20 protein-coding genes and 2 tRNA genes are annotated in these 23,206 nt (G+C 36.7%); 20 read left to right on the plus strand and 2 right to left on the minus strand.

The features are described 5' to 3' along the window. Positions 1–57 precede the first annotated feature (57 nt). The 4 genes from LEGAS_RS01225 (at position 58) to LEGAS_RS01240 (ending at position 4,225) form a co-directional block, all read left to right on the plus strand. On the plus strand, positions 58–1,950 hold the full coding sequence (locus tag LEGAS_RS01225; protein ID WP_010390992.1) for a M13-type metalloendopeptidase: 1,893 nt from the start codon (positions 58–60) through the stop codon (positions 1,948–1,950). Between the two features lie 120 nt (positions 1,951–2,070). Further along, positions 2,071–3,807: a glycosyltransferase family protein gene (locus LEGAS_RS01230; RefSeq protein WP_013231178.1), complete on the plus strand. Its 1,737-nt coding sequence runs from the start codon at positions 2,071–2,073 to the stop codon at positions 3,805–3,807. A 224-nt stretch (positions 3,808–4,031) separates the two neighbouring features. Then, positions 4,032–4,114, plus strand: a tRNA-Tyr gene (locus LEGAS_RS01235). 39 nt (positions 4,115–4,153) lie between these two features. Next, a tRNA-Gln gene (locus LEGAS_RS01240) sits at positions 4,154–4,225 on the plus strand. A gap of 128 nt (positions 4,226–4,353) precedes the next feature. Here LEGAS_RS01240 and LEGAS_RS01245 read toward each other — a convergent pair. Next, positions 4,354–4,740 carry an MmcQ/YjbR family DNA-binding protein gene (locus LEGAS_RS01245; protein ID WP_010390248.1) on the minus strand — a complete coding sequence of 129 codons (387 nt, stop codon included), beginning with the start codon at positions 4,738–4,740 and terminating at the stop codon, positions 4,354–4,356. A gap of 583 nt (positions 4,741–5,323) precedes the next feature. On the opposite strand from LEGAS_RS01245, the gene LEGAS_RS01250 reads away from it, so the two are divergent. The 15 genes from LEGAS_RS01250 to LEGAS_RS01320 all read left to right on the plus strand — a co-directional run bounded on the left by LEGAS_RS01250 (position 5,324) and on the right by LEGAS_RS01320 (position 20,321). Beyond that, on the plus strand, positions 5,324–6,166 hold the full coding sequence (locus LEGAS_RS01250) for a helix-turn-helix domain-containing protein (protein WP_013231179.1): 843 nt from the start codon (positions 5,324–5,326) through the stop codon (positions 6,164–6,166). A gap of 1 nt (position 6,167) precedes the next feature. Next, entirely contained in the window at positions 6,168–6,968 is an 801-nt protein-coding gene (gene sufC / locus LEGAS_RS01255; protein WP_010390246.1) for a Fe-S cluster assembly ATPase SufC, read from the plus strand. Between the two features lies 1 nt (position 6,969). Then, on the plus strand, positions 6,970–8,154 hold the full coding sequence (gene sufD / locus LEGAS_RS01260; protein WP_013231180.1) for a Fe-S cluster assembly protein SufD: 1,185 nt from the start codon (positions 6,970–6,972) through the stop codon (positions 8,152–8,154). Beyond that, positions 8,141–9,376: a cysteine desulfurase gene (locus tag LEGAS_RS01265; protein ID WP_013231181.1), complete on the plus strand. Its 1,236-nt coding sequence runs from the start codon at positions 8,141–8,143 to the stop codon at positions 9,374–9,376. Before sufD ends, LEGAS_RS01265 begins: the two co-directional genes overlap by 14 nt. Continuing rightward, a complete protein-coding gene (sufU, locus tag LEGAS_RS01270) occupies positions 9,354–9,815 on the plus strand; it encodes a Fe-S cluster assembly sulfur transfer protein SufU (protein WP_013231182.1) in 462 nt (153 codons plus the stop codon). The genes LEGAS_RS01265 and sufU overlap by 23 nt, the downstream gene beginning before the upstream one ends. Beyond that, positions 9,802–11,232 carry a Fe-S cluster assembly protein SufB gene (gene sufB / locus LEGAS_RS01275; protein WP_010384256.1) on the plus strand — a complete coding sequence of 477 codons (1,431 nt, stop codon included), beginning with the start codon at positions 9,802–9,804 and terminating at the stop codon, positions 11,230–11,232. The genes sufU and sufB overlap by 14 nt, the downstream gene beginning before the upstream one ends. 2 nt (positions 11,233–11,234) lie before the next feature. Continuing rightward, positions 11,235–11,540, plus strand: coding sequence for a metal-sulfur cluster assembly factor (locus LEGAS_RS01280; protein ID WP_010384254.1), 306 nt, complete (start codon positions 11,235–11,237; stop codon positions 11,538–11,540). Between the two features lie 305 nt (positions 11,541–11,845). Then, a complete protein-coding gene (locus LEGAS_RS01285; protein ID WP_010386019.1) occupies positions 11,846–13,018 on the plus strand; it encodes a 2-isopropylmalate synthase in 1,173 nt (390 codons plus the stop codon). Continuing rightward, positions 13,018–14,091 (plus strand): 3-isopropylmalate dehydrogenase, encoded by a 1,074-nt coding sequence (leuB, locus tag LEGAS_RS01290; RefSeq protein ID WP_041771809.1) that lies wholly within the window; start codon positions 13,018–13,020, stop codon positions 14,089–14,091. Before LEGAS_RS01285 ends, leuB begins: the two co-directional genes overlap by 1 nt. Further along, positions 14,088–15,470, plus strand: a complete 1,383-nt coding sequence (gene leuC / locus LEGAS_RS01295) for a 3-isopropylmalate dehydratase large subunit (RefSeq protein WP_013231184.1) — start codon at positions 14,088–14,090, stop codon at positions 15,468–15,470. Before leuB ends, leuC begins: the two co-directional genes overlap by 4 nt. Positions 15,471–15,482: 12 nt before the next feature. Continuing rightward, complete coding sequence (leuD, locus tag LEGAS_RS01300; protein WP_010386013.1) at positions 15,483–16,067, plus strand: 3-isopropylmalate dehydratase small subunit; 585 nt, start codon at positions 15,483–15,485, stop codon at positions 16,065–16,067. 90 nt (positions 16,068–16,157) lie between these two features. Then, positions 16,158–16,946, plus strand: coding sequence for an L-threonylcarbamoyladenylate synthase (locus LEGAS_RS01305; protein WP_010386011.1), 789 nt, complete (start codon positions 16,158–16,160; stop codon positions 16,944–16,946). Between the two features lie 214 nt (positions 16,947–17,160). Continuing rightward, entirely contained in the window at positions 17,161–18,213 is a 1,053-nt protein-coding gene (locus tag LEGAS_RS01310) for a HoxN/HupN/NixA family nickel/cobalt transporter (protein WP_010382988.1), read from the plus strand. 216 nt (positions 18,214–18,429) lie between these two features. Continuing rightward, positions 18,430–19,509 (plus strand): GntR family transcriptional regulator, encoded by a 1,080-nt coding sequence (locus LEGAS_RS01315; protein WP_013231185.1) that lies wholly within the window; start codon positions 18,430–18,432, stop codon positions 19,507–19,509. Positions 19,510–19,595: 86 nt separating this feature from the next. Next, positions 19,596–20,321 carry a DUF1003 domain-containing protein gene (locus LEGAS_RS01320; protein ID WP_041771660.1) on the plus strand — a complete coding sequence of 242 codons (726 nt, stop codon included), beginning with the start codon at positions 19,596–19,598 and terminating at the stop codon, positions 20,319–20,321. Positions 20,322–20,394: 73 nt separating this feature from the next. On the opposite strand, the gene fba is transcribed toward LEGAS_RS01320, so the two are convergent. Beyond that, complete coding sequence (fba, locus tag LEGAS_RS01325) at positions 20,395–21,282, minus strand: class II fructose-1,6-bisphosphate aldolase (protein ID WP_010382984.1); 888 nt, start codon at positions 21,280–21,282, stop codon at positions 20,395–20,397. A gap of 496 nt (positions 21,283–21,778) precedes the next feature. On the opposite strand from fba, the gene araA reads away from it, so the two are divergent. Then, on the plus strand, positions 21,779–23,203 hold the full coding sequence (gene araA, locus LEGAS_RS01330) for an L-arabinose isomerase (RefSeq protein WP_010382982.1): 1,425 nt from the start codon (positions 21,779–21,781) through the stop codon (positions 23,201–23,203). Positions 23,204–23,206 lie beyond the last annotated feature (3 nt).

Here is a 23,206-nt window from a genome sequence, read left to right on the forward strand (position 1 = left end):
ATTAAAATGAAAAATGTGTATAATTAGTGTGAGTTATTAATGAGAAAGTAGGGTAATATGGTACGATTACAAGATGATTTTTTCGAAGCAATTAATGGTGATTGGGAGAAGACAGCAGTTATTCCTAATGATAAACCACGAACAGGTGGTTTTAGCGACTTGTCTGATGAAATTGAACAATGGTTGATGACAACGACAGCAAAATGGCAAAATGGTGATATGATACCAGAATCGCCGATTTTGAAAAATTTTGTTGCGTATCATCGTTTAACTATTGATACCAAGACACGGGATGAATTAGGGACATCACCTGTGCAACCATTGATTAAAAAGTATCAAAGCTATACCTCGTTTGCGGATTTTGCAAGTCATATTGTTGAACTAGAAAAGTCAGGGTTTCCTAATGCCTTACCGTTAGGTGTTGAACCGGATTTCAAAGATGCGCAAACAAATGTTTTATGGGCTGGGGCTTTAAGCATTCTTTTGCCAGATACAACCTACTATGAAAAGGATCATGCACAAGGCAAAATATTGTTGGCTAAGTTTCGTGAGGAACAAGAAAGTCTGTTACCACATTTTGGTTTCTCAAAATCTGAAACAACTGAATTAATTGATCAGTATCTAGCACTTGATGCACGTGCTGCCAATGTGGTGTTGAGCCAAGAAGAAAATCATGAGTACGCTAAGTTATACCATCCATATGACTGGCAGCAATTTACCAATTTGGCACCAGAATTACCACTCAATGATATTCTAACTGAACTAATTGGACAAAAACCAGATAAAATTATTGTACCAGAAGAACGTTTTTGGGCTGCAGCTGATCAATTTTATTCAGAAAAAGCTTGGCCATTATTGAAGGCGTATCTCATTGTAACGGTCGCTAATCAATTTACCAGTTATTTATCTGACGAATTGCGTGTGCTAGGTGGTCAATATCAACGTGAATTGACCGGATTGCCAGAAGCCATGGCTTCTCAAAAGGCGGCTGTATATCTGGCCGCACAGCCATTTAACCAAGCAATTGGCGTTTATTATGCACAAGATAATTTTTCACCAGCAGCTAAAATAGATGTTGAACATAAAGTGGCAACAATGATTGATGTTTTCAAACAACGTTTGCAATCTAATCAGTGGCTGGATGATGCAACACGTCAAAAAGCCATTATCAAACTTAATACAATCGTACCTCACATTGGCTATCCAGAGAAACTGCCAGAGCGTTTGTACAAAAAAATAGTGCACCCTGGCATGACTTTATTTGACACAGCGACACAATTTAGACAAATTGAAATTGCACATACATGGGCACAGTGGCATCAACCAGTTGACCGTAGCGAATGGCATATGCCAGCACATTTAGTCAATGCGTATTATGATCCACAACAAAATCAAATTGTTTTTCCAGCGGCTATTTTACAAGCACCATTTTACAGTTTGAAACAATCATCATCAGCTAACTATGGTGGTATCGGCGCGGTGATTGCACATGAAATTTCTCATGCATTTGATACGAACGGGGCATCATTTGATGAATATGGTAGTTTAAATAATTGGTGGACAACGGCTGATTTTTCAGCGTTTAAATTGCGTACAGATAAAATCGTCAAACAATTCGATGGTCTAGATTCATATGGTGCCAAAGTGAATGGCAAGCTAACTGTATCTGAAAATGTTGCGGATTTGGGTGGCTTAGCTGCAGCATTAGCAGCTGCTAAATTAGATTCAGATTTCTCGGCAACAGCCTTTTTTGAGAGTTGGGCAACAATTTGGCGTATGAAAGCACGTCCAGAATATATGCGTTTATTGGCTGCGTCTGACCCCCATGGGCCAGCAGCACTACGTGTTAATGTACAAGTGAAAAATTTTGATGAATTCTTTGATGCATTTGATGTGAGACCTGATGACAAAATGTGGCTAGCTTCAAATGATCGCGTGCAGATTTGGTAAGGCCATTTGCTATAGGTCATATAATTTTGAATGATTTTGTCCATAAAAATCAGTAGATTCATTGTTATAGTCCTATATCGTGTATAATAGTAGTTTATTATACTTTTTAGGGGAAAAAGAATGCGTTGGATAAAAAAAATAACTTGGTGGCAATTACTGCTTATATTCTTAATTTTGGCCATTGCAAGCATGGGACCACAAATTGTTAAACAGACAATGTATATGAATTCATGGGATGTGCCTTTTCACTTATCTCGGATGTATGAATTAACGAAGGGGTTCGAGAACGGAAAATGGCTACCTGACATTTCAGCATACACCTTTGGTCAAAATGGTTATGGCGTGAATTTATTTTATGGCTATTCCTTCACATATCTCGTAGCATTGATTTATTTTTGGACACATCAGGCGATAACCGCTGTACTTGCTGGGTATATCATATTATTAACTACTGCTATGGGGTTAAACTATTATGCTGGGTCATTATTTTTCACGGGTGGTCGTTCAAAGTTAAAGTCTTTTGCTTTTAGTACATTATATGTACTAGCACCTGTCACATTTGGTCAAATAAAGGTACGAGGATTGCCTGGCGAACTTATTGGTATTTTACTATTTCCAGCTGTATTAGCTGCCTTTTACGCCATCATGTTTACGGCGCGGAAAAGTTGGGTTTTTGCCAGTATCGTAAGTACAATAACCGTGACTAATCATGTGTTGTCTGCACTTTTACTTCTCATTGTGCTGACAATAATGTTTATTGTATTTTTGTATAAAAAACAAGCGACAACAGGGAAATTATGGCAGTTAGTTAAAGCTGGTATACTAACACTGTTACTGTCTGCTTTTTATGTTATGCCGTTTATTCAACAGATTTTATCAGACAAAATTGCCGGCGCGAACGTTTTTTTTCAGGCAACCAGTGTTTGGGATTCGATTTCATCGTCAATTAGTAATCAAGCAACGTTAAATTGGACCGCAATACCTGTTGGTGTTTTTGTATTCGTGATGAGCATTGTGGTTGTATTAGGGTTATTATACACGCGATCATTTTCTAATCACGTTCAGATAATTGGTGGTTGGTTAGCAATTAGCCTGATTGCAATTTTTTACACACCAATAGAAATTTTAACTAAAACACCATTGCATGTCTTTCAAATGATGGGACGTTTTTATCCAATTATTATGTTGTTAGGACTGTTGTTTGTTATTGAGGGACTGGAAAAATTTAGTGAGATAGGCCTATTAAAACAGAAAACTGTTGGTTGGTTATTTGTGACAGGGATTGTATTGGCGATATTTAGCGCTTGGAAAATGCAAGTAACAACTTATTATAATGGCGGTTCAGCAAATATTGCTAATTATCAAGTTGGCAAAAAGCAATTACCAAAAACAGTTTCTAATGCTGATTTTGACTACCAAATTCAGCATTATTATCAATTGCCTTTGGGTAGTAAAGATTATTTAGGGCAAGGACGTGTTAAATTTGTCAACAATTATCAAGTAGGAAGTTGGGGAGATAATAGAGATGCCAAACGCATTTACATTGACGGGAAACTAAGTTCTTTGCAATTGACACATAAGGGCTATGTCTTTACAGTGGCGAATGTGCCGACATCAGCTAAGCAAGTGCTGTTACCGATGACAAATTATAAGGGTTGGCAAGTTATTGGGGCTAATAATAAAATATTGCCTATAACAACGATTAAAGGCAAAATGGCAGTTGATCCGAAAGGAAACCGTACACTTCACCTCACATATCATAAAACATTGCTCCATCGTGTCGCTATTATGGTATCCGCAATCAGTGTTGTTGTATTGTTAGTTGTCGGATTGATGACATACTTTAAAAGACGTTAACAAAAAAATTTAGACCGTTTTAAAAAGTACTGCATTTAATGAGATACTTAAACAAAATAAATGTTCAATGCGCTGTGTTTATTTTGTTGTATCAATCTTGTGGTGCTTTTTTATGTTTTTTATAGTCTTTTTGTCGATGTAATCTGATAGAATGAATATAAAATTTCGAAAATGCTTGCTAACTCTTGAGAAATTTGGTATTATTATATAGTTGTTTGAGATATGGGAGTGTAGCGAAGTCTGGCTAAACGCGACGGACTGTAACTCCGTTCCTTCGGGTTCGTAGGTTCGAATCCTACCGCTCCCATAGCCGATTTAATAGTTAACGGCTAAAAAGATTAACTATTGCCCCTTCGCCAAGTGGTAAGGCAGTGGTTTTTGGTACCGCTATGCGCTGGTTCGAATCCAGCAGGGGCAATATAAATTAAAAAGAAATCCAATTTGGATTTCTTTTTTTGTATGATATATTTGTGATCAAAAGATTGCTCTGAAAAGAGATGACATAAGCGTTTGACATGCTTAGTCTAAGCATCTTATTGACAAAAATTAATCCGACGCCGCAAATGCTTTCCGAACATAAAGTGGTAAATTTTCATACACAAGTTTATAGGAATGCGTAATCATTTTTTCAATTTCTTGATCTGATAATTCTGATGTTGAGAGTTTTATTGTGTTCCAATGTTTTTTATTTGCATAATAACCTGCAGTAATATCAGAATATATCTCACGAAGCGCAACATTAGACTCTGGATCACCTTTTAGTGTAATAATCGATGTTTCAGATGCAGTAGGAGACAGCAATCCAAACATTTTCCCAGATAGATCAAAATAAATTATTTTCCAATCATCACGAAAATATGCTTTGGCATGGGCTAAACTATTTCCAAAGTCTTGAAAGTGTTTTATCCGTTTAGTGACTGTTTGATTAACCATAAGTGAGTGTCCTTTGACCGCTAGTTTATGTTTATTATATCAAATTAAAAAATGAATAAATGTTGAAAATTTAAAATCTAGGCCAGCAAAAATAGTGTCATTTATCATCACCATTCAGTTTTATAGTTCTGAGTATGCTACTAATAAAAGTAGGTAAATCATAATAGAAAAAGTGTTCAAAAATAATAAAATTGTTAATTAATTTGACCAGAATCATAAGGTATTATAACAAGTTTTAGAATGCGATAAAACATTTTGGCAATGGATGAATCTCAAAAATGATCAATTTAATTAAAAGTGCTAAAAAAATTTGACATAATAATGTTTTTCTATTAGAATCAATATATATCATATAAAAAATAGAAGAAAATAAAATGAAAATAACAATAAAAAAATCAAATAATTTTGCCATCGTTAACCTACTGCTCATCTGTTGATTAGTAGGCTAATTTTTGTGACTGTCTACTAAAATTTTTCAATTTAGTGGACAGTTGGTAATGTAGTTAAAAAGTGCAGACCAACTGTGAAAACAGTTGGTCTGCACTTTTTAAATAGAAAAATATAAGCTATTAAAGAGGTCAAAATGATTAATGTAGAAAAATTTATTCATACACGCAAACGTTTGAAAATGTCACAAATGTCACTTTGCATCAATATTTGCACGCAGGCTACTTTGTCTAAATTTGAAAAACATAGACAAGTGCCAGCGGTTGATATTATGATCTTACTATGTGAACGCTTAGGATTAACGCTCAACGATATTTTTCCAATTCATGTGACACTAAAAACAACATCTAATGAACAGGTTCTAGCACTTGCCATGAAAGCGCTGTTTTATCAAAATCTAGTAAAATATCATCAGCTGATGACACAAGTTGACATCGATAACCTACTGGATTCAGAGCAAAGCACTTATCAATTGTTACAATATTTTTCATTAGTTTTTTTTCAGAAAAATGATGTAAAAGCAACAAAATTACTCAAAAAAATTGATGTTTCACAATTTAGTCAACTACAACAATTATTATTTTATGCGATAACTATCCATTATTATTACCAACAAGGCTTTTTTAATGAAGCAGAAAAAATATTTGATGATGTCTGGCGGCATCAGAAAAACCTAATGGTAGCAGATAGATCGGGTTTTCAAGCAGCAATAATCTATTTATTAGCACAGTATCAAATGTCGCTTAAAAACTATAAATATGCTATGATGTTGGCAACTTATGGAATTAATTTCACAAATGATAGTGATAGCACTTATTTTTTAGAAAATTTATTTTGGTTACTGATAGAAGCTGGCGACATATGGCATAATCAACATTTTATTGTCAATGAAATGATTAATAATGTCCGTATGATTGCAAAATTTCATAAAAATGAAAGTATGCTGAATAAAATTAATCAGCGAAAAAAGGATATATAATATGACAACATTAAAAGTAGATAATTTACATGTTTCGGTGGCAGGTAAAGAAATTTTAAAAGGCCTTGATTTAATTGTTAATACAGGTGAAATACATGCAATTATGGGTCCCAATGGTACCGGAAAATCAACGTTATCGCAAACAATTATGGGACATCCCGCATACCAAGTGACCCAAGGCAATATTTACATTGACGGTCAAAATTTAGCTGAAATGTCAGTTGACGCACGCGCACGCGCGGGATTATTTTTGGCTATGCAGTACCCCTCAGAAATTCAAGGTGTCACTAATACTGAATTTATGCGTGCGGCAATTAATGCGCGACGCCCTGAAGATGATCAAATTAGTGTGATGTCATTTATTGAAAAGCTAGATGAAAAACGTGAATTTTTGGCTATGACTGAAGAAATGGCGGAACGTTATCTAAATGAGGGATTTTCTGGTGGCGAAAAAAAGCGAAATGAAATTTTACAGATGATGATGATTCAACCACAAATTGCTATTTTGGATGAAATTGATTCTGGATTAGATATTGATGCCTTAAAAGTTGTTTCACGTGGTGTTAATAGTATGCGTTCTAATGAATTCGGGGCACTGATGATTACACACTATCAACGTTTGCTTGACTACATTGTACCTGATTTTGTTCATGTGATGATGGACGGTAAAATTGTAAAAACAGGCGATGCCAACTTAGCCAAAAAATTGGAGGCTGAGGGGTACGCAGGATTGCGAGATGAACTTGGTTTGGATGTTCACCTGACAGACGAAGAAACAAATTCGTATTTTGTGGAGGGTTAATATGGTTGATAATATTGCAATAGCATCTCTACCATTGCCAGAGTTCGCTAAAGTTCGATATAGTGGTTGGCAACTTGATGAGCTGACACCGGCTACAGAAAATACTAAAACAACTTACTTTCTGAAGAATACTATCAGTGGCATCGAAGTGAGTGGGCAATCCACTACGTATCAACATTTGTCGGAAAATATGATAGCACAAGGTGTCATTGTAATGGGCATGAAACAAGCACAGATGGTGTATGGGCCCTTAGTTAATAAACTCATTGGAAGTGTTATTTCAAAACGCGCTGATCGTTTATCTGCTCAAAACTATGAACAATTTAATACTGGTATATTTGTATATATTCCAGACCAAGTAAAATTTGATGATGTTTTGCATCTCGCATTGAATCATTTGGCTATGTCAGGTCAAGATTTTGTGGCTCGAATTTTTGTTTGTGTTGGCGCGCATGCGAAAGTTACTATTCTGCAAGAAATGCATACGATTGGTTCTGAAAAAACAAAGGCCTCTGTGGTAATAGAAGTACTGGCTAATGTTGGTGCACAAGTGACTTACGCTAATATTGATTCTTTAGGGGAACAGACAACTGCATTCATTAACCGAGAGGTTCTAGTTAAAGACCATGCTACTGTTGATTGGCAAAATGCGGAATTTAATGATGGCAATGTCGTGATGCGAGTAGCTAGTCAACTAAATGGTGAAGGCGCCACATCGCATGCTAATGTCATTGGATTAACGATAAAAAAACAAACGCAAGGCCTAGTTACAACTGTTCTAAATAAAGGCCGACATACTGTTGGCCATATTTTTCAACGTGGTGTAATTTTAAATCGCTCAACATTGGTGTTTAATGGTATTGGTCAAATAATTAAAGGCGCCAAGGGATCAGATGCGCAACAAGAATCACGCGTATTGATGTTATCTCGTCGAGCGAGAGGGGATGCTAATCCGTTATTGCTTATTGATGAAAATGATGTCACAGCAGGGCATGCTGCTTCTGTGGGCCGTGTGGATGACGAGCAAATGTATTATTTAATGAGTCGTGGCATTAGTGAACGCGTGGCTCGTAAGTTAGTTATTCGTGGCTTTATGGGAGAGGTTTTAATGAAAATGCCGACTCGGGCAGCCCAACAAAAAGTGATGTCAGAAATAGAAAGAAAGTTACAATATGAAGACGATTAGATCTGATTTTCCGATTTTAAATCAAAAAATTAATGGTCAACAAATGATTTATTTGGATAGTGCAGCGACGTCACAAAAACCACAAGTTATGATGGATGCCTTGGTTGATTATTATCAAAATAATAATTCTAATGTGCATCGTGGTATTTACGAACTCTCACAACGTGCAACTGAGCAATATGAACAAGTTCGTGATAAAGTACAAATGTTTATTCATGCAAAAAAAAGAACTGAAATTTTATTTACGCGCGGGACAACTGAATCATTGAATTGGTTGGCAAGCACATATGGTGTTGATCAACTCAAACCAGGTGATGAAATCCTGTTATCATATATGGAACACCATTCAAATATCGTACCATGGCAACAACTAGCACAACGTGTTGGAGCTAGGTTGAAATACATTACCCTCAATAATGATGGCACGTTAAATTTAACTGATGCTAAACAAAAAATGACTAACAAAACTAAAATAGTTACCCTGACACATGTTTCTAATGTTTTAGGTGTTGTTAATCCTATTAAATTGCTCGCCCAAATGGCTCATGAACATGGCGCTATTATGATTGTAGATGGTGCACAATCAGTGCCCCATATGGCAGTCGATGTACAAGATATGGCTGTTGATTTTTTGGTTTTTTCAGGACATAAAATGTTGGGGCCAACAGGCATTGGTGTCTTATACGGTAAAAGTGAACTACTAGAAAAAATGACCCCAGCACAATATGGTGGTGAAATGATTGAACGCGTAAATTTACAGGAAGCCACGTTTCAACCAATACCTTGGCGTTTTGAAGCGGGGACACCAAATATTGCCGGTGCTATTGGACTAGGTGCAGCTATTGATTATTTAACTCATATTGGTATGGCTGACGTGACAAAACATGAACATGAATTAGTAGGTTATGCACTATCACAACTGACTAAGATGCCGAGAATTACAATTTATGGGCCACAAAATAGCGAGCATCATACAGGTGTGATTGCGTTTAATATGGCTGGCGTGCACGCTCATGATTTAGCAACAGCGCTGGATCAATTAGGCATAGAAGTACGAGCAGGGCATCATTGTGCGCAGCCTCTTATGAATTACTTAGGTGTTGCAGCAACAGTGCGTGTGAGTTTCTATCTGTACAATACGCGTGAAGAAATTGACCGATTGATAGATGCGCTTAAAAAAATTAAGGAGTATTTTAACCGTGAGTTTGCACAATTTAGATAATTTATATCGCCAAACAATCATGTCATATGCGCAGTATCCGCATCATTTTCGACCAATGTTGGGACAAGAAACGTATCATATACAAAAATATAATCCAACTTGTGGCGATATAATTGATTTGGCGTTTGATATTGTCGATGATAAAGTAACTGATATTCATTTTTATGGTGATGGTTGTGTGATATCGAAAGCATCAGCATCTATGATGAGTGATTTGGTATCTGGGAAAACGCGCGCACAAGCCACATTTTTAGTGACAGAATTTTCTAAAATGATGCGTGGTGAGGCAGCCGATGTTAAGTCTCTTGGTGAACCGCAAATTTTAGCTGGTGTGACAAAGTTTCCAGCGCGTATCAAATGTGCAACACTAGCATGGCATGCTTTAGATGAATTATTAGTCATAAAAGATGACAGGAGGTGCGATGATGGAAATAGATAGACAAGAAGCGATTGATAAAACGCGTGCAGCGATTGCAGTTGATAAAGCTAAAGCGTTAGGTTTTCAAGATGATTATAAGGCAGTATTTTCGACAGGTAAAGGATTAGACGAGGGCATTATTCGTCAAATATCTGCTAAGAAAAACGAGCCAGAATGGATGCTAAATTATCGGTTACAAGCGTATCAAACATATCTTAATATGCCAATGCATAGTTGGGGACCAGATTTGAGTGACATTCGGTTTGAAGATATTTATTATTATAATAAACCAACAAACGATAAGTATCGTGATTGGAATGATGTGCCAATTGAACTAAAAGAAACATTTGAAAGATTAGGTGTACCCGAAGCAGAACGAAAATGGTTGGCTGGATCTTCCGCACAGTATGAATCAGAAGTGGTGTATCATCGTATGAAAGATGAATTTGCTAAAACAGGGATTATTTTTACTGATACAGATACGGCAGTGCAAGAGTATCCAGAATTGATGAAAGAATATTTTGGCTCTTTGGTGAAACCAACCAATAATAAACTAGCTGCTTTAAATGCAGCGGTTTGGTCTGGTGGCACATTTATTTATGTTCCAAAGGGCGTGCACGTTAATACGCCGATTCAATCCTATTTTCGAATAAATACAGAAAATGAAGGACAATTTGAACGCACGCTGATTATTGTTGATGAGGGTGCACATGTTGACTATGTTGAAGGTTGCTCAGCACCAATGTATTCTGGAGATGCTTTACATGCTGCCGTTGTTGAAGTTATTGTCAAAAAAGATGGTTATTGCCGGTACACAACGATCCAAAATTGGTCAAATAATGTGTATTCGTTGGAAACAAAGCGTGCATCTGCTCATGAAAATGCGACCATGGAGTGGGTCGATGGTAATTTCGGATCGAAAACGACGATGAAATATCCATCAGTTTATTTGAATGGTGAGGGCGCAAAGGGCACTATGTTGTCAATTGCGGTTGCTGGAGAAGGTGTTAATTTGGATTCTGGTGCACAAATGATCCATAATGCTAAAAATACGTCATCATCTATCATTTCAAAATCAATTGCCCACGATGGTGGGAAAACAGATTATCGTGGGACGGTCAAGTTTGGCCGTGAATCTGATGGGTCATTTGCCCATGTCGAATGTGACACAATTCTGGTTGATGATCAATCATCAGCAGACACAATTCCCTACAACACAATTTTAAACGGCAATGTATCAATGGAACACGAAGCAAAAGTTTCACGTGTTTCTGAAGAACAACTATATTATTTGATGACACGTGGTATTTCTGCAGAAAAAGCCACAGAAATGATTATCATGGGATTTATTGAACCTTTCACAAAAGAATTACCAATGGAATATGCCGTGGAATTAAATCGCTTAATGAAATTTGAAATGATTGGATCGGTGGGGTAAATATGCCAGAAAAAATAGAGAATGACATTATGGCTATTTTAGAGACAGTGATTGATCCAGAATTAAGAATTGATATTGTTAATCTAGGATTAATTAACTGTGTTGATATCAATGATACTGGTGATGTGATAATAAATATGACACTGACTACAATGGGTTGTCCGTTAAGTAGTGTGCTAGAAGAAATGATTGATGCAGCATTAACTATCTTACCAGAAGTTAAAACAACCAAAGTAGTGCTCACATGGGAACCGGCTTGGAAAATTGATAGAATGTCTAGATACGCCAAAATGGCATTAGGGTTATAAAAGTATCTTAATTATATAAAATAGGAATAAAAATAAACTTTTGTTTGACGCTGAACTTGTCATTAGTTATGATTATCATATTAAATCAAAAGGAAATCTTTCACATGAGAAATCAGGCTTCAGTACAAATGAATAAAACAAATTCAGCCCTTCTCCTCAACTTGCTCAGACAAACCCTAGCAAGTTGAGCTTTTAAGCTGGCTGTTAGGTATTTACCTAATGGCTAGTGAATTAAAGGATGTGCATGCATAATCCCGGACTAGTCAATCTGACTAGTCCGGGATTTTTAATTTCAGGAGGAAATTATGACAAATAAAGTAACTTTTTATGATACAACAATGCGTGATGGTGAACAAACGATTGGCGTCAACTTTTCAGTTGAAGAAAAAATTGCTATAGCAAAGGGTTTGGATGACTATGGCGTATCAGCAATTGAAGCGGGATTTCCTGCAGCTTCTCAGAAAGATTTTGAAGCAGTGAAAAGTATTGCAGAAGTTGTGAACAAAGCAAAAGTTGTAGGTTTGGCACGATTGGTTAGAAATGACATTAATGCGGTAATTGAAGCAACAAAGGGTGCAAAACATCCAATGATTCATGTGTTTATTGCTACATCACCGATTCATCGTGAATTCAAGCTGCATTTGACCAAAGAAGAAATTTTAGACAAAATCAAAGCAGATGTCGCTTTTACTAAGCAATATATTCAAGACATTGTGTTCTCACCTGAGGATGCGACACGCACTGAACCTGATTTTTTGGTCGCAAGTGTGCAAACAGCTATTGATGCTGGTGCAACAATGATTAATATTCCAGACACTGTTGGTTATGATACGCCAGAAGAATACGGTGAAGTTTTTGAAAATTTGCGTCGAAATATTGTTGGTTTTGACACTGTTGGTTGGTCAACACATACGCATAACGATTTGGGAATGGCTACGGCAAATGCCTTGGCAGGCATTGCGCATGGTGCAACGGAAATTCAAGGCACAATTAACGGAATCGGCGAACGTGCTGGTAACGTTGACATGATTGAAGCAGCAGCGGCTATATATGTTCGTCATGAGAAATTCAATGTTGAAACAGATATTGTCTTGTCACATTCAAAGGCCATTTCCGATATTGTTGCACGCGCAACACAGATGCCAGTTGCCAGTAATAAACCAATTATGGGACGAAATGCGTTTGCTCATGAATCTGGTATTCATCAAGATGGGTACTTAAAAAATCCAGAAACATATGAAATTTTGAAGCCGGGAATGGTTGGTGCAACGGCATCCCTGCCTTTGGGTAAACTATCAGGCTCACATGCAGTTATGTCAAAACTAAATAGTCTAGGATATGATGTGACACGTGATGATATGAAAAATATTTTTCCGATTTTTAAATCAGTTGCAGAAGAGTCGAATTTGGTTACGAATGAACAATTAAAAATCATTATGCAAGTTGTTGAAGAAAAAGAAATGGTGAGTTATCAATGATGACATCAGTAAAAAAAATAGTTGTATTAAGAGGCGACTATATCGGTCCTGAAATCATGACGGCCGGTTTAGCAGTCTTAGAGGCAGCGACAAGGAATGAAGCATTTGCATATAAACTCATAGACGCACCTTTTGGTGGGGATGGTATTGATCGTGCGGGAGATCCATTACCACAGTCAACTATTAATATTGCAAAACAAGCTGATGCGGTGTTACTTAGTGCTATTGGTGGACCTAAATGGGATAACATGTCACGTCGTCCGGAACAGGGACTACTAGAAATCAGATCACAACTTAATTTATTTGCTAATATACGACCAACAAAAGTGACATCAGCACAAATTGATCGGTCACCATTAAAACCAGAATATGTTAAAAATACGGATTTTGTAATTGTTCGTGAATTGACTTCAGGCGCCTATTTTGGAAAACCACGCAAGCTTGAAGAACATCAAGCTATTGATACGATTTATTACAATGAAGAAGAAGTGACGCGAATTATGCATCAAGGCTTTAAAATGGCTCAAAAGCGGAAGAAACATGTCACCATTGTGGACAAATCAAACGTATTAGCTACGTCAAAATTCTGGCGAAAAATTGCAAATGAAGTGGGCAAAAATTATCCAGATGTTGCAATTGATTACTATTATGTTGACGCAATGACAATGGCTATTATGTCAAAACCTGCAATATTCGATGTTGTGATTATGCCTAATTTGTTTGGGGATATTTTAAGTGATGAAGCAGCACAAATCACAGGTTCAATCGGTCAAATACCTTCTATGTCAATTGGCGAAAACGGTCCTAATTTGTATGAACCAATTCATGGCTCAGCACCAGACATTGCGGGTCAAGGCATAGCGAATCCAATTTCAATGGTAAATACAATAGCTATGATGTTGACAGAAAGTTTTGATGAAAAAAGCATTGCAGATAAAATGACTGCAGCAGTGAATTATATTATTGAAAATCACTATGTAACACCAGATATGGGTGGCGTGATGACGACCAATGAAGTCACACAAAAAATGGTTGATTACATAAAAAAACATGAACTGGCGGCCACAAAATGAGCAAAACGTTATTTGATAAAATTTGGGAAAAACATGTCATTACAGGGGAGATTGGTGAAGCGCAACTGATATATGTGGATTTACATTTAATACATGAGGTCACCTCACCTCAGCCTTTTGATGGATTAAGAAATACGAATCGCCGTGTGAGACGACCAGATCTGACTTTTGCAACGATGGATCATAACGTCTCAACGAAAGATATATTTAATGTACAAGATCACATGTCACGATTACAGATGGATACGTTAGTTAAAAATACAAAAGAATTTGGTGTGCCATTGGCATCAATTGGGGATGATAAGCAGGGGATTGTCCATGTTGTGGGACCAGAAAGAGGGCTGACACAACCTGCTAAATTGATTGTTTGTGGTGATTCACATACGGCAACTCATGGTGCGTTTGGCGCAATTGCCTTTGGCATTGGTACTTCTGAAGTTGAACATGTATTAGCAACTCAAACGATTTGGCAAGTTAAACCAAAGACAATGGGAATCAAAGTCACTGGAAAATTGCTCAAAAATACTTATGCAAAAGACATTATTATGGGTATCATTGCTAAATATGGGGTGTCATTTGGGGTCGGTTATGCGATTGAATTTTACGGAGAAACTGTTGAGAACCTTTCAATGGAGGCCCGTATGACGATGTGTAATATGTCAATTGAAGCTGGTTCAAGAACTGGTATGGTGCAACCAGATCAAACGACATTTGATTACATTGAAGGCCGTGAACAAGCACCAAAAGACTTTGAAGCTGCTAAAAATTATTGGTTACAATTCTACACAGATGATGAAAGTGATTTTGATGAGACGCTAACTTTTGACGTATCAAATTTGAAACCGATGGTAACATGGGGAACAAATCCAGGCATGGCAACACCTGTTGATCAATCGTTACCAGCAATCAAAGATGATAATGATGCCAATGCCAATGCCTATGAATATATTGGATTGCATCCCCATATGAAGGCAACTGACATTAATTTGGATTACATCTTCATCGGTTCCTGTACGAATAGTCGTTACGAAGATCTAGAAATTGCTGCAAACATGATGAAAGGGCATCACTTAGCGCCTAATGTTACCGCTTGGATAGTGCCCGGCAGTCGGGCAATTCGAAATCGAGCAATTAAATCGGGAATTGCCAAAATATTTGAAGACGCAGGGTGTGAGTGGCGTGAACCAGGATGTTCAGCATGCTTAGCTATGAATCCAGATAAAATTCCAGCGGGAAAGCATGTTGCTTCAACATCAAACAGGAATTTCATTGGCCGGCAAGGTGCAGGGTCCAGAACACACTTAGCCTCTCCAGCTATGGTTGCTGCAGCAGGCATAGCTGGCTATTTCGTTGATATTACAGTAGATGAATTTGTATAGGGGAATAATAGTATGGAAGCTTTTGTAAGAGAGACAGGTCGGGCGGTTGTTATTCCAAATGATAACATCAATACTGACATTATCTTGCCTAAACAATTTTTAAAAAATATTTTAAAAACAGGATTTGGGAAAGATTTATTTTACGATTGGCGTTACAATGCCGACGGTTCGTTGAATGAAGCATTTGAACTGAATAAGCCAGAGCATAAGTGTGCCTCAATTCTAGTTACAGGAAATGATTTTGGATCCGGATCATCACGAGAACATGCGGTATGGGCGTTGACAGATTATGGTTTTAGAGCAGTAATTGGCGGCGGATTTTCAGATATCTTTTACATGAATGCAACCAAAAACGGCTTGTTACCAATTGTTTTACCAGAAGAAAATCGTCGAATATTACGTAGCATTCAGGCCGATGAATATATTCAAATTGATTTGCCTAAGCAAACTGTAACTTATAACGATGATATTTTCCATTTTAATATCAATTCACAATGGAAAGAAAAATTTATTAATGGTGAAGATGATATTGATAATACGATGAAGTATGAAAAATTAATTACTGCCTTTGAAAAGCAACGGTCAATTTTTTTATAGGTAGTAGTTAATGAAACAAGCAATGAGTATGTACTAACGTATAAATATAACTAAAGAAAAAGCAAAATTTAAAAAGGATGGTATTTTACAATGACAGAAGCAACAACGACAAAGATTCACTGGAATGGCGGCATTCAAAGCGAGGCCATTAGCATTTTGAAAGAAGACGGCGGCATGATTGTTAGCCCAACTAAAGTTGGTTATATTATCATGACTTCAGATGACAAAGGTTTGGAACGTAAATTTGCAGCTAAAAATCGTAAACGCAACAAGCCCGGTGTGGTGTTATGTGGTTCAATAGAACAAGTAAAAGAATTAGCTCAGATGACACCGGAAATTGAACAGATGTATCAGAAACATTGGGATGAGGATATCTTGTTAGGTTGCATCTTGCCATGGAAAGAAGAGGCTAAAAGTAAGCTACCAAATGATGGGACAAAAGATTTAATGATGGATAAACGCGAAACCAGTTGCTTTGTTATCAAATTTGGCACACCAAGTGAAAACATTGCCAAAGAAATGTGGGGAAAATATGGCAAGTTCTCATTTGCTAGTTCGGCTAATCCTTCTGGTAAGGGAAATCGAGGTGTGGTTGCTGGTATTGGTGATCAAATTGAAAATGCTGCTGATCTAATCATTGAAGCAAATGACTACGTAGCATCAATTCAATCTGATAAGAATTCGGATACACGCTATGATCAAGGCGTGATGGTGTCAATGGTTGATGAATCAGGTCAGCTCATTCCAGAACAGAATGGTATTGTTGGTGTGCAACCAGCACCAATCTTGATTCGAAAGGGATTAGATGTTGATAAAATCATGAAAATCATGAGTGACATTTTCCCATCATGGGACTATCGACACGGATTTTACTACTGATTCAAAAGTTAAAATTCTCTCGTAAGACTGATATAGTCAACAGTAACAATCAGTTCAATTATTAAAGCTTGGAAAATTTTTTTGACGATATTTTATGATCTAAAAAAGATGTAAAAGGACATTTTTTGTACGTTAAGGACATGTTTTGTTCAAAAAATGTCTATCACGTCACGAACATGATAATCTACTATTAGACAATACGAGGAGAAAATTTATGATGTTGATGACAAAAAAACACGCGACAATTCAGGCCGATGCTTTACGCTATGGGAGCGTTATTCTGATTTTTTTAATAGCTGGCATACTTTTATTGCTGACTCGTGCAGCACAGTATCCTGAAATGATTGCGATGGCTTATTTGTCGTTTACAATGGGTTTACATCATGCGTTTGACGTTGATCATATTGCAGCTATTGATAATATGACACGTAAAATGCTTAATGATGGTAAAAATACAAGGGGTGTGGGTTTCAGTTTTTCATTTGGACATTCAATGGTTGTGGTGTTAATGGCCTTGTTAACGGTAGTATTTGTTGAATGGGCTAAGGATACTATGCCCGTTTTTGAGCAAATCGGTGGGGCCATCGGTACGTTGATTGCAGGAATTATGTTACTCATATTGGCTAGTGTTAATAGTGTTATTTTACATGATATCTGGTTGAAATTTAAGCAGATGAGCCATCAACATCCCGAACACATTGAAATTGATAAACAGATAGTGACATCTAAAATCTATCGCTTATTTTTAAAATTATTAGGAATGATTAAACATAATTGGCAAGTAGCTTTTGTTGGCTTTTTATTTGGCTTGGGATTTGATACGGCAACACAAATTGCAGTGTTGGCAACATCGGCTACCGCAGCAAATGCAGGTGTACCGTGGTATGCAACAATGGCTTTTCCGTTGTTATTTACTGCTGGTATGTGTTTAATGGATACGGTAGACGGCTTTTTTATGAGTACCACCTATAATTGGGTATTTTCATCACCCTATCGTAAAGTTTATTATAATTTAACGATTACCGGCATTTCTATATTAGCAGCTGGCTTTATTGGCTTTATTGATTTGGTGCAGTCATTTAGCGCTATGTTTGATTGGCACAATGTATTGACACACTGGGTAGCAGCTTTAGACTTTAATAAAATGGGGTTAATCTTGGTCATGATGTTTGTAGTGACTTGGATAATTGCTATCACATTTTGGCACATTTTTAAATTAGCTGATAAAGAGGATGTGGGCATCATAACTGAAAATCGGGGCAAATAATGACGCGAAGTATTGTTAGCAATTAATTGGCATGAGCGCGCATAAAATTTTTGAATGTTAGAAGCACGGATAGGCGATTTGATGTCGTAAACTATATTTTGTATGAATACATGAGAATATGTTAAGATGAAAGTGTCTTGAAAAATATACAAAATAAATGATGGGTTTTGTGCGGATAATTGTTAGAAATGACAGTTCTGCACGAATAATGTTACTATGGCAAATAAATATGAAATTATTAAAAAAAGTATTCTAGATAAAATATTGCGTGGTACGTATCAAAAAGATCAACAATTGCCTACTGAAAGTGACATGATGTCTGACTTTTCAGTAAGTCGATATACAGTGCGCCGTGCTATTTCTGACTTGGAAAATGAAAAATTTGTTTACCGGGTACAAGGTGGCGGCTCTTTTGTAGCCGATTGGTCGGTTACAAAAAAATTTGAAGATGCGCCAAAAGTCATTGGTATTTTATCTACACATGTGGCATCATATATTTTCCCAGCTATTATTGATGGTGCAGATCAAGTTTTATCTGAAAATGGATTTTCTCTCGTTTTAGCTAATACACATAACGATCCCGTGCGAGAACGTACAGCACTCACAAATCTTATGGGTCAAAATTTAGGTGGATTAATCATAGAGCCAACTCAAAGTGCATTAGACACAACTAATATTGATCTGTATCAAAAACTTGACCAAATGAATATTCCGATGGTATTTATCAACGCGGCCTATAACAATTTTGAGGGGACCAAACTAGTTAGTGATGACAAGTTAGCTTTTGACCGCGCGACAAATTATCTGATTAAAAGAGGACATAAAAAAATTGTCGGTGTTTTTCAGGTTTCTGATAGTCAAGGTGTTCATCGTATGGCGGGTTATCTAAAAGCCTATCAAGATCATCCCAATATTTTACCGTACTGTACCCCAATTATGTACAAGTCTGATGAAGTAAACGATGCTTTACGTGCTATTAGTGAGTTATTAGCAAAGAAACCTGAGCAAAGACCAACCGCAATTATTGCTTACAATGATCAATTAGCGATAAGAACAATTGATTTAATACATGATGTTGGGTTAAAAGTGCCAGAAGATATATCTGTGATAGGCTTTGATGATTTCCAATTGTCACAGTATCTGTCTCCAAGACTTACGACCATGACGCATGCAAAGGAAGATATGGGGAAAGATGCGGCCCAATTGTTGTTGCAAAAAATAAAACATCATAAAACTAATTCTGTCGTGTACAGCTCTAAATTAATAGAACGAGAGTCTGTAAGAGATATAGGCTAATTTTTTGACAGATGAAGTAATTTTAAAACGGTTACGATGACTATACGAAGTCTTATTCATAAATAATGATGCGGGAGGTTGGCATGATGTCTGAATTCAACAATGGCTTAAGTTGTTTAGTTGATGGTGCGAGTAAAAGTATTACAGAAGGTGTTTTATTACAGGAACTGGATTTAGATTTGCAAAATACCATTTATCATGATTATCCTAATAGCACAGAGAATGATTTTATTTGTTTAGATCATTTGCTTAAATATCGTTTAGCTAAGATTGATAAAATGATAGTACTGAAGCATAGAGAAAGTATGCATGTTAATAACAGGTTAACGCATATATTAACAGATAAAAATTTCAAAATTGTCAATGTCAATAAGCATCAAAAGGAATCCTACACTTTTGGCCAAAAAGTTGCGGATAAAGTTGCACATTTTGGTGGTAGCTGGCGGTTTATCATTATATCTATTTGTGCAATGGTTGTGTGGATTACCATTAATGTTTTTCATTTGTTTAACATGCATTTTGATTCGTATCCATTTATATTATTAAACCTGTTTTTGAGTATGGTTGCTGCGCTACAAGCACCATTAATATTGATGAGTCAAAATAGATCATCAGATTATGATCGTTTGCATGCGGATAATGATTTTCATATTAATTTAAAAACAGAAGAAGAGATGCGCGTTTTGCATGCAAAAATTGATCGTATTATCCAAAAGGATAATCCTGATTTATTTGAAGTTCAAAAATTGCAAACAAAAATGCTAGGTGAATTACAGCAACAAATGAGTGCGTTGGCGCGGAAAAATAAGTGATATACACCGCTAAATAAAAAAACAGTTGTGTTTAGGTCTATTCCTAAATACAACTGTTTTTTTGATAGCGTTATTAGTATGTTGCTTTTCCTATGCTACCAAATATGGACATACGCTCAGTTAATGATTTTTCTATCGCTACGACACCAGGGGCCAGAAATTTTCGAGGATCGTAATTTTTTCCTTGCAAGTCCTGCCCTGATAAAACAAAGTCGCGCACTGCCTGATGAAATGCTAATTGTGCCTCAGTGTTAACGTTAATCTTAGCGACACCTAAAGCAATAGCTTTCAGAATTTGGTCATCAGGTACACCGGAACCACCATGTAAAACAATAGGGACATTGTATCCCGCAACATCGTTAACAGCAGCTGTTAATTTTTGCAAATGGCCAAGGTTTAGGCCTTGCCAATTATCTGGATAGGCACCATGGATGTTGCCAATACCAGCGGCTAAAAAGTCGATTTTAGTGTTCACCATAGCAATTGCGTCGGCAATTGGTGCAATTTCACCGTTACCGATAATACCGTCTTCTTCACCACCAATGCTACCAATTTCTGCTTCGACTGAGATACCTTTTTCATGCGCAATTTGCACAATTTCACGCGTTCGAGCTAAATTTTCGTTTAGTGGTAAATGAGAGCCATCAAACATAATGGATGTGAATCCAGCGTCAATGGCTGCTAGAGATGCATCATAGTCACCGTGATCGAGGTGAATAGCAATTGGAACTGATACATCGAGTGCGTCGTCTAGATCTTGAATTAAATGAGCCACTGTTTTGTAACCACCCATATACTTAATGGCGCCCATAGAAGCTGCTACAAATGTCGGCGCTTTTTGAGTGGCAGCCATATGCAAAATAGCTTTAGTCCATTCCAGATTGTTAGTGTTAAAGGCGCCTACTGCGTAATGGTTAGTCCGCGCCTGTTGAATAATTTCTTTTCCTGAAACGATTGTCATTTAGTGATACCATCCTTTTTTGTTAGTTTAATGCTTTAATCAAAAAGACACCAGATGACTATACCAATTTTAAATTGACAGTTTTTTAGTAGTTAGTTCATGCTGATAGCTTCATATAGAAGGTTATAGGAACAAAGCACATTAATATCTTACCTATATATAGAAGATATAGGCATAATAATAGTGATGACTAAGTAGCGCAATCTCTATGTAAGCGTTTACTTTTTGAGTATACGTGAAATTATACAACTTTAAAATTTAAAAAGCAACATCTTTTATAATGTGTACCAATTAAAGTGTTTTACTATAATCACGAGAAGATAATTGCATAGGAAGATTAAATTTAATTCATCAGATAAAATAAAATATATTTGACTTATACGTATAAATATTGTAAACTTTGTTTGTAAGCGTTTACAACGAACTTATTAATTCTAGATAAATGTAATTTTGCTGTACATGATTATAAATAATCCAGTAAAAAGAGGAATTTAAAGTGGCTGATATAAAAGATTATAAGTTTTGGTTTGTGACAGGATCTCAATTTTTGTACGGACCAGAGGTATTGACACAAGTCGAAGAAGACTCAAAAAAACTGATTAACAAATTAAATGAATCAGGTAAATTACCTTATCCGATTGAATTTAAGACGGTCGGTGTCACTGCTGAAAACATTACAAAAACAATGATGGAAGCAAACTATGATGATTCTGTGGCCGGTATTATTACTTGGGCGCACACATTTTCGCCAGCAAAAAATTGGATTCGTGGTACGCAACTATTAAATAAACCCCTTATGCATTTAGCAACACAAATGTTGAATACGATTCCTTATGACACAATTGACTTTGATTATATGAATTTAAACCAATCTGCTCATGGCGATCGTGAATATGCATTTATTAATGCCCGCTTACGTTTGAACAACAAAATTATTTTTGGGCACTGGGCCGATGATGATATTCAAACGCAAATTGGTAAATGGATGGATGTCGCTGTTGCCTACAATGAGAGTTTTAAAATTAAAATCGTTACATTTGCGGATAAAATGCGTAACGTGGCGGTGACAGATGGTGATAAAATTGAAGCACAAATCAAGTTGGGCTGGACAGTAGATTATTGGGGTGTAGGTGACTTAGTTGCTTATGTCAATGCCGTCAATGATGATGATATTGATCAGCTATATGAAGACTTACAATCGAAATATGATTTTATTGAAGGAAAAAATACGCCTGAAAAATTTGAGCACAATGTTAAATATCAGTTACGTGAATATATTGCGCTTAAAAAGTTTATGACTGACAAAGGTTATTCAGGATTTACGACTAACTTTGAAGACTTGGTTGGCTTGGAACAATTGCCTGGTTTGGCTGTTCAACTGTTGATGGCTGATGGTTATGGATTTGCCGGTGAGGGTGATTGGAAAACAGCAGCCCTAACACGTTTGCTAAAAATTGTTTCTCATAACCAGGCAACAGCCTTTATGGAAGACTACACACTAGATCTGCGTAAGGGGCATGAAGCAATTTTGGGATCACATATGTTAGAGGTTGATCCAACAATTGCCTCAGATAAGCCACGTATTGAAGTGCATCCACTAGATATTGGTGGTAAAGAAGATCCTGCACGTTTGGTATTTACTGGACGCCCAGGTGATGCGATTGATGTCACGTTAGCTGACTTTGGCGATGAATTTAAATTGATTAGTTATGAAGTTACCGGTAATAAACCTGAATCTGAAACTCCATTTTTGCCTGTTGCTAAGCAACTTTGGACACCAAAATCAGGGCTTAAAGCTGGTGCAGAAGGCTGGTTAACAGTTGGTGGTGGCCATCATACAACGTTGAGTTTTGCAGTGGATACTGAACAATTGACTGATTTAGCGAAGTTATTTGATCTGACATTCGTAGATATTAAGTAATGG

It is taken from the genome of Leuconostoc gasicomitatum LMG 18811, from assembly GCF_000196855.1.
GTDB classification, from domain to species: Bacteria; Bacillota; Bacilli; order Lactobacillales; family Lactobacillaceae; genus Leuconostoc; species Leuconostoc gasicomitatum.